Annotated in this window: 4 protein-coding genes; all 4 read right to left on the bottom strand. The window is 35.5% G+C overall.

The window, feature by feature from the left end:
* Nucleotides 1–842, bottom strand: an 842-nt coding sequence (locus ABYI63_RS14890) for a sulfatase-like hydrolase/transferase (RefSeq protein WP_372757415.1), incomplete at its 3' end; no start/stop codon positions are given.
* Between the two features lie 26 nt (nucleotides 843–868).
* The gene (locus tag ABYI63_RS14885; protein WP_372757414.1) at nucleotides 869–2,878 is read right to left on the bottom strand and encodes a glycoside hydrolase family 97 catalytic domain-containing protein; all 2,010 of its coding nucleotides are present in this window, start codon (nucleotides 2,876–2,878) and stop codon (nucleotides 869–871) included.
* A complete protein-coding gene (locus ABYI63_RS14880) occupies nucleotides 2,878–5,676 on the bottom strand; it encodes a heparinase II/III family protein (protein ID WP_372757413.1) in 2,799 nt (932 codons plus the stop codon). Before ABYI63_RS14880 ends, ABYI63_RS14885 begins: the two co-directional genes overlap by 1 nt.
* Nucleotides 5,677–5,691: 15 nt before the next feature.
* Nucleotides 5,692–7,179: a sulfatase-like hydrolase/transferase gene (locus tag ABYI63_RS14875; RefSeq protein ID WP_372757412.1), complete on the bottom strand. Its 1,488-nt coding sequence runs from the start codon at nucleotides 7,177–7,179 to the stop codon at nucleotides 5,692–5,694.
* Nucleotides 7,180–7,183 lie beyond the last annotated feature (4 nt).

Below are 7,183 nucleotides of genomic sequence, written 5' to 3'. Positions count from 1 at the left end.
GCTTCCAAATCCCAACCAGATTTATCTTCAATACCCAATTCTGCCATTATTTCTGGATACATTTTAGAGTCTCCAGCCCAATTCATGTGCTGCAATAAATTCATTTCAGCGGTTTTAGCGGCAGTACCTCTACCTTCGTAATTATCCAACAAAGTTTCTGGCTCTTTGAATGTTTTTTTGGTGTATTCCTTAAAATGGCGCGGTGCTGGCAACCACTCTCTATGCGGTGCTTTTTGCATGGAGAACAACATAAACGGCTTGCTTTCATCTCGTCTGTTTTCCAGCCACTCTAAAGTCATGTCCATGATAATATCGGTAACATAGCCTTCAACCGTAATTTGGCCCTCGTTGGTATCAAAAATAGGATTGTAATATCTTCCCTGTCCAGGTAAAATTTTAAATTCATCGATGCCTTTAGGATTGTTTCCAAAATGCAATTTCCCGAACATAGACGTTTGATAACCTGCTTGTTGCATTAACTGTGGAAAGGTGGTTTGAGACTCATCAAAAGGAAACACATTATCTACTTTTCCGTGGATATGACAATGTTTACCCGTTAAAATGGTAGCTCGTGAAGGTGCACAAATGGAATTGGACACACAGGCATTGGTAAATTTGATGCCTTCATTGGCGATACGGTCGATATTTGGTGTTTGTATCAAATGATCGCTATACGCACTAATAGCTTGGTATGCGTGATCATCAGACATCATAAAAATAATATTAGGGCGCTTTGTTGGCAATTCCTTTTTGACCGTTTTGGTAACTTGTGTTTTACAAGATACCATGACTATTAAAAGCACTACCGATACTAATTTTAAAACAGTTGATTTCTTTTGCATGATATAATTTTAGTGTTGTACTTTGTTTAAATTTTCTCTATGTGAATCACAAAACCATTGTTGCTTTTCACGTTTAAGTTCAATTTTGAATTGTTATTGAATTCCTTTTCTTCAATGTTGACTTTGGTTCTGGTATTGACGCTCTCATCATCCGTATATACTTTTCCTTTGTAGTTTGAATTTTCATTTAAAAATGAAAAGTCTATCGCAACATTACGTTCGGTGTTCCCATTGATACACCCAATAAACCAATCGTTACCTTTTCTACGGGCAATAACGCCAATTTCTCCTATTTCGGCCTGAAGCACTTTAGTTTCATCCCAAGTAGTTGGTACATTGTTGAAGAATTCCAACTCTGGTTCATTTCCAATGGTATTGGTATTACCCCAAAGGGCATCATCTTTCACTGGGGCTGCCGGTGCTTTATCGTACCAATATAAAAACTGAAGCGGACTAAAAATACAAACCGTTTTCGCTAATTGAGAAGCGTGCGAACCCATAGTTTTTACACGATTGTTGTAATAACAAACGGTGTTATCGGCTGCTCCTGCCAACATCCTAGTAAACATGGTAATTAAGGTATGGTCGTTTGGCACGGTTTCCTCATCACCGCGAATACCTTCTTGAGTTAATAAATTAGGATAGGTTCTAGAAAAACCAGTTGGTCTGTATTCATCATGCACATCAACTACCATTTCGTACTTAGCCGCTTTTTTAATGGCTTCGTGCATCCATGCCGTAGCATCTTGGTCGCCCACCCGAACAAATCCAAATTTGATTCCAGAAATACCCCATTCTTTAAATAAAGGCAATAGGTCGTCTAATTGTTTTTCCAAAGCTCTTCGGTTTACGTATAGCATCACTTTAACGCCTTTTTCTTTGGCGTATTTACAAATAGCCTCCATATCAAAAGGCCCTTTGGAACGCTTTGGGTCTAGGGTAACGGTTGTAGCATCCGATTCATCATACATTTCATTTCCATACCACCCAGCATCAAAATGCACATATTGCATGTTATGGCTCGCCACAAAATCGATGGCAGCAAAACCACCTTGCGTTGTTAATGTGCCTTCACGAAGCACCTTTCCTGGAGTAATCCAAGATTCATCTTCAATTTCCGATGGATCGTTTAAATTTTGGATGATGTAATTGTTCTCAAGCAATTCGCCATAACTGTTTCCCATCATAACAACACGCCAAGGTGATTGAAACGGTAATTTTTTATGAACTTTTATGCTTTCTTCAATACGTTCAGAAATGATTGCACCCGTGATGGTATCTTGCTTTTGCTCGCCCATTTTACCGTCAAGGGAAGACATGATACTGTAGGTTGACGACGTTCCTTTATCAAAACTCAATCTGGCATAATCCACTAATTTGGCTTCTGCCAATGCAATTTTAATACTATCGCTAATCTCAATTAAAAGAGGACGTTCAGCCCCTACTTCTAACTCGGTCAAAGGAATTTTTCGGTATTTACCCTGTGCTGTTAATACCTTTTTTTCTCTTTTTGGGGTTGACCAAACTGGATAATTTTCTGAGAAGTTGTAATGAATATTTTCACTTAAACCTATTTCAGAAATACCATTTTGCTCAGGAATTTCATATGCAAAAGCGATGCCTTCGTTATAAGCCCTAGCGATAATATTTAGTTTCGCCTCGCCTTGCTTTAAATATATTTTAGTTTGGTTATAATGATTTGGTATGGTACTTAATTCACTAAAATTAGAATTCCAATTATCATTTTCTGAAGAATTTTCAACTTTCAATACAGACAACTTTCCTGAAAAATCTAATTCATTTGAAAACAATTCTATAACGGAAGGCACAATAACATTTTGATTATCATAATTCACAGAAAAGGTAATATCTTTACTTTCTTTATCAGTTAAAAACGTTATGGATTTTAAACCATCAGGCGATTTTAATTGAATTGTTTCTGATGTTTTACAACCAATAAACAATATCGAAATAAAAACAATTCCAACACTCCATTTTCTAATTAAACCATTCATATACCTTCTATTTTTTATCATTATTTTATACTAATTGAAATATTTTGAAAATTTGTTTTAGGCACTTTAAAACTTACCACATTTTTACCGTTTACTTTTTTACGTTGCCCATTTAATTGTTTAAACCCTATATTTAAAACCGCATTACCTTTATCATAGGTATCTGATACGGTTAATAAAATATCACTATCGCACGTCAATTGATTTTTGTTACCATAAACCAAAGTTGCAGTTCCAGATTTTTTACCTAAAATTTCAATGGAATAACCGTCTACACTTAATTTTTTCCCTGCGCCAAGAAATAGTGTTGTCTGGTTTTCTTCTTTGGTTACTATGGAAAAAGTACCATCAAAACTTATATCTTCATGATTGTAAACAGATAATGTTTCAGAAGAAAACACATAATCCAATCTTTTTGAGGCACCTACAATTTTCAAACCAACAAAACTGCTTGATTCTTCATTGCTAAATTTTTCAATGCTTTTTATAGTTGAAGGTTCGCTTGTTGTTGAAGGCTCGTAAACCGCAACAAAAGGTTTATTCCAGGCTTCACCATATTGGCGAACAACCGTTGTTAAGAGTGGTGCTTTTTCAATAGTTTCAGGAAGCACTTTTCTAAAAGCTTCAGAAGGTGGAGAATTTACTTTAAAAACCTCTCTGTTATCGTTTCCATTCATCCACATATTCATACTGACCTTTTCATCATTTATTGACAAATTATAAGTGGCTTTAAATGTTGTATTGGTTTTAACGGAAGTCTCCTCCGATAAATAATCGTAAGCTTTAATATTTCCAGCTTTTGAAGTTAATTTAGAACTCGGCTCTAGTTTTAACGGCTGATTAGTTTCTGAATTCAAAAGTAATTCCTGACCTAGGTTATGGTAGAAATAATCGTGATAACTATCGTCCCCGGCTTTGGTTTTCGATCTAAAAATATCGATATAATAACCTGAAGTTTCACCTGTGCGTACAATACTCATCACCCTATTTTGGTCGGAATTCGTGCTTGGTTCATTAAAATAAATATCGGAAAAATTGATGTTTGGATAATAACCCGATTTTTGTTCAGAAGCTGGATACAATGCATTCACCTGAAACGGATAATAACTACGCATTTTTTCATATTGCGATTTTCCATTTACAGATACCGTATTATGCGCAGGGAATTGTGAATAATACTCGCGGTAATCGGGCTGAAGATAACTTGAACCGCGACCTCCTTCTGGAGCCAAAATATAGCCTTTACCATATAATTCCATTGCAATACCGTTAGAATGCGCATGGTTTCCTGACGAGCCTACCTGCGACACCATTAATCCATGTTTGGTGTCTGTTCCATTTCTCATGGCTACCCAACTAATTGTTGGCGCATAAAATGAATTGGTCATATAATCCATCATATTTGCCGGTTGGATGGCTTCATCCAAATTTACTTTAGAATCGTATAGAAAATCACTAAACGCATTTTTACTTTTTTTATCCTTATCAACCTCATCCTTCCCTTGAAGTATGTAAATAAGCGACGTAAATTTTTCTTCTTGCTCTCTTTTGTTGAAACGTTGGGCATTACTCACAAGGTCTAAAAATGGCTCACTTTCTAAAGGACTATAATGCGAATCACCAAAAGCGACAATGCTTTTATTTGGATACAAATATTGTGGCATAATGGCTACTGCTTGTTTAATAACTGGCATAAATGGCATCACATCTACCCCTAAAGCTTCTTGAATTATAATAGCCATTTCAGTAAAACCTTTGGCAACACTTAGTCCATAACCTGCACTTTCATTCCATATGCCATTGGAGTCGTAGCCATAATCTAAAACATCGGTAACCGACCATTGTCTGGCTTCTGTTTCATTAAAAACGCGGTTTAAATAATATTGGCAGCCTTTACCATCTGTATAGGCCTTATCTTCATCTAAAACCAAAGCAATGTTAATTACAAAATTGGCTTGATGCAAATTCCAATTATTATCAGGTACGCCATTCTTGATTATTATTTCAGCCAGCTTTTTTAATGAAGTTGTATAGATATGATTTTGTTTTTTATGATTTTTTTGAATGTAGTCATATAAAAAATCATAGGTTTCAGCTAATTCATCAACAATATTTTCCTTAATAACTTGAAAAGAAGTTAAACCAATTACATTTTGAACATTGCCATTTTTTAAATCCACTGGTTCATTTCTGTAATACAAACCTTGCATATATACATCAAACAGATGCGCAGCAAGTTTAGCGTAGTCTTCATTACCTTCCACATAATACACCAAAGCTGCATCTCGGGCAATACCCATAATGTTTTCATTGATATTTTCAATAGCACGACCCGTTTTGGATGGATGAACCCACTCCCATGTATTGGTTTTAGAATTTTCAAGATACAAACCTCTTTTATCTTCCAAATAAGGCTTAACATCTTCTATTTTTGGTGTTTTGTAATCAGAAACATAATCGCGCTGACCCGTTAAACGAACGGTGGGAACAGGTGCTTTTCCATCGGCATGCGAATAGAACTCACTTTTCACATATACATTAGTGGCATGCGATTTCCAGTACATTTGAAAACGTGACGACAACCATTCAGGATCGGTTTTATATTGCTCTACGTATTTTGAAATCTTATTTTTAATTCCTTCAAAGGATGCCTTCACCTCTTCTGAAGTCGCCATTTTCTGAAAGATGATTTCTTTATTTACTTTAGAAGAAATTAAACGTGGATGTGCTCTATCTATATCATTTGGAAATACAAATTGCCCATGAACCACCTTGGTTAAAATTAAGTTAAAACAAATAAATAAAACTATTTTTTTCATTCTTCTTTCAAATTCTTATTCATTTCGAACCCAAACATGACTGCCGTCTAATAGATTTTTATATTGAATCTCAAACTCTGCCTTCATCTCTTGAAAGATTTCTGGTTCGGTTTTAGATATGTCTTCCGATTCGCTGATATCGTTCTTCAAATTGAATAATACAAAATCAGTTAATTTGGCACTTTTTATATAATCTATATTTCCGTCGTATAAATTATGAAAGTTGGCCACTGGCTTATTATCAACATCTAAACGCGCCATAATTTTATAATCACCATGACGCATCGCCACCATTCGTTCATTTATAGCATCGTAAAACGCCCAAATTAAAGGTTTGGTTCTATTAAAATCTCCAGTGTTTAAAAGAGATACAAACGATTCACCATCTAAAATTCTGTCAGGTAATTTAGCTCCAGATAATTCAGCAAATGTTGGCAACAGATCCAATGCAGAAACCACCTTATCGGATGTTCCTGAGAATGTTTCTTTACCAATCCAATTTACAATTCCCGGCACTCTAAAACCAGCTTCATTGGTCCACAGTTTCATCCCTTTTAATACTCCAGGGGAGCCGTAAGAATGTCTCGCTTTTTCCCCATATCTTAATAAGGTTTCCGGGCCATTATCTGAAGAAAAAACGATTAAAGTATTATCTAAATTTTTCTCTTTCAGATAAGAAATTAAGCGACCAACCGCTAAATCCACATTTTCAACATTGGCAAAATATTCCGCCTGCTCTCTGTTTTTTGCAAATGGTAAATATTTCTGAACTAAATCTTCAGGAGAAGCAATAGGTTCATGTGGTTCGTGAAAAGTCACCTCCAAAAAGAATGGCTTATTATCTTTTTTATTATTCAACCAATTGATGGCTTCGCGAACAATAATCTGACTACTAAAACCTTCTATTTCGCCAACCTCTTCTCCATTACGAACGAAGTTATTAGGGTTTTGATGACTTGGAGCCGCATTGTTGTGCGTTGCAAACCAATGATCGAAACCAAAATCGTTAGGTTGAGGCTGTATATCTGAATTAAATCGAGAAGAGCAATGCCATTTCCCAACCAAACAGGTCGCATATCCAACGGATTTTAACATGGCAGGTATTGTTTGTTCATGAGCTTGTAGATGTACTAAATCTCTATTATCAGGACTTTTTTTGATTCCCGGAATAAAATCATAAATACCAGCACGATTAGGGCTTCTACCTGTTAACAATCCTGCTCTAGAAGGTGAACAAACGGGTGCTGTAGAATAAAAATTAGTCAACTTAATTCCTGTTGACGCTAATTTATCTAGGTTTTCGGTTTTAATAATTGGGTGCCCGAATGAAGACAAATCACCATAACCTAAATCGTCACATAACAACACTATAATATTAGGTTGCTTTGAAACTTCCGTTTGATTTGGTTCTACTACTAAAGTATTTGAAGCCTTGTTTGATTTGCAAGACACACTTCCGAAAACAGCAAGTAATAATATTAATTTAATTAATCTAAAATTCATTTAT

The organism is Mariniflexile sp., assembly GCF_041583155.1.
Taxonomy (GTDB): Bacteria; Bacteroidota; Bacteroidia; order Flavobacteriales; family Flavobacteriaceae; genus Mariniflexile.
The sequence above is the reverse complement of the archived record's forward strand: the minus strand, read 5'-3'. Positions and strand labels throughout refer to the sequence as shown.

Excerpts from the sequence above, each read along its gene's own strand:
- ABYI63_RS14885 (WP_372757414.1), bottom strand. The coding sequence starts at position 2,878 with ATGATAAAAAATAGAAGGTATATGAATGGTTTAATTAGAAAATGGAGT.
- ABYI63_RS14880 (WP_372757413.1), bottom strand. The coding sequence starts at position 5,676 with ATGAAAAAAATAGTTTTATTTATTTGTTTTAACTTAATTTTAACCAAG.
- ABYI63_RS14875 (WP_372757412.1), bottom strand. The coding sequence starts at position 7,179 with ATGAATTTTAGATTAATTAAATTAATATTATTACTTGCTGTTTTCGGA.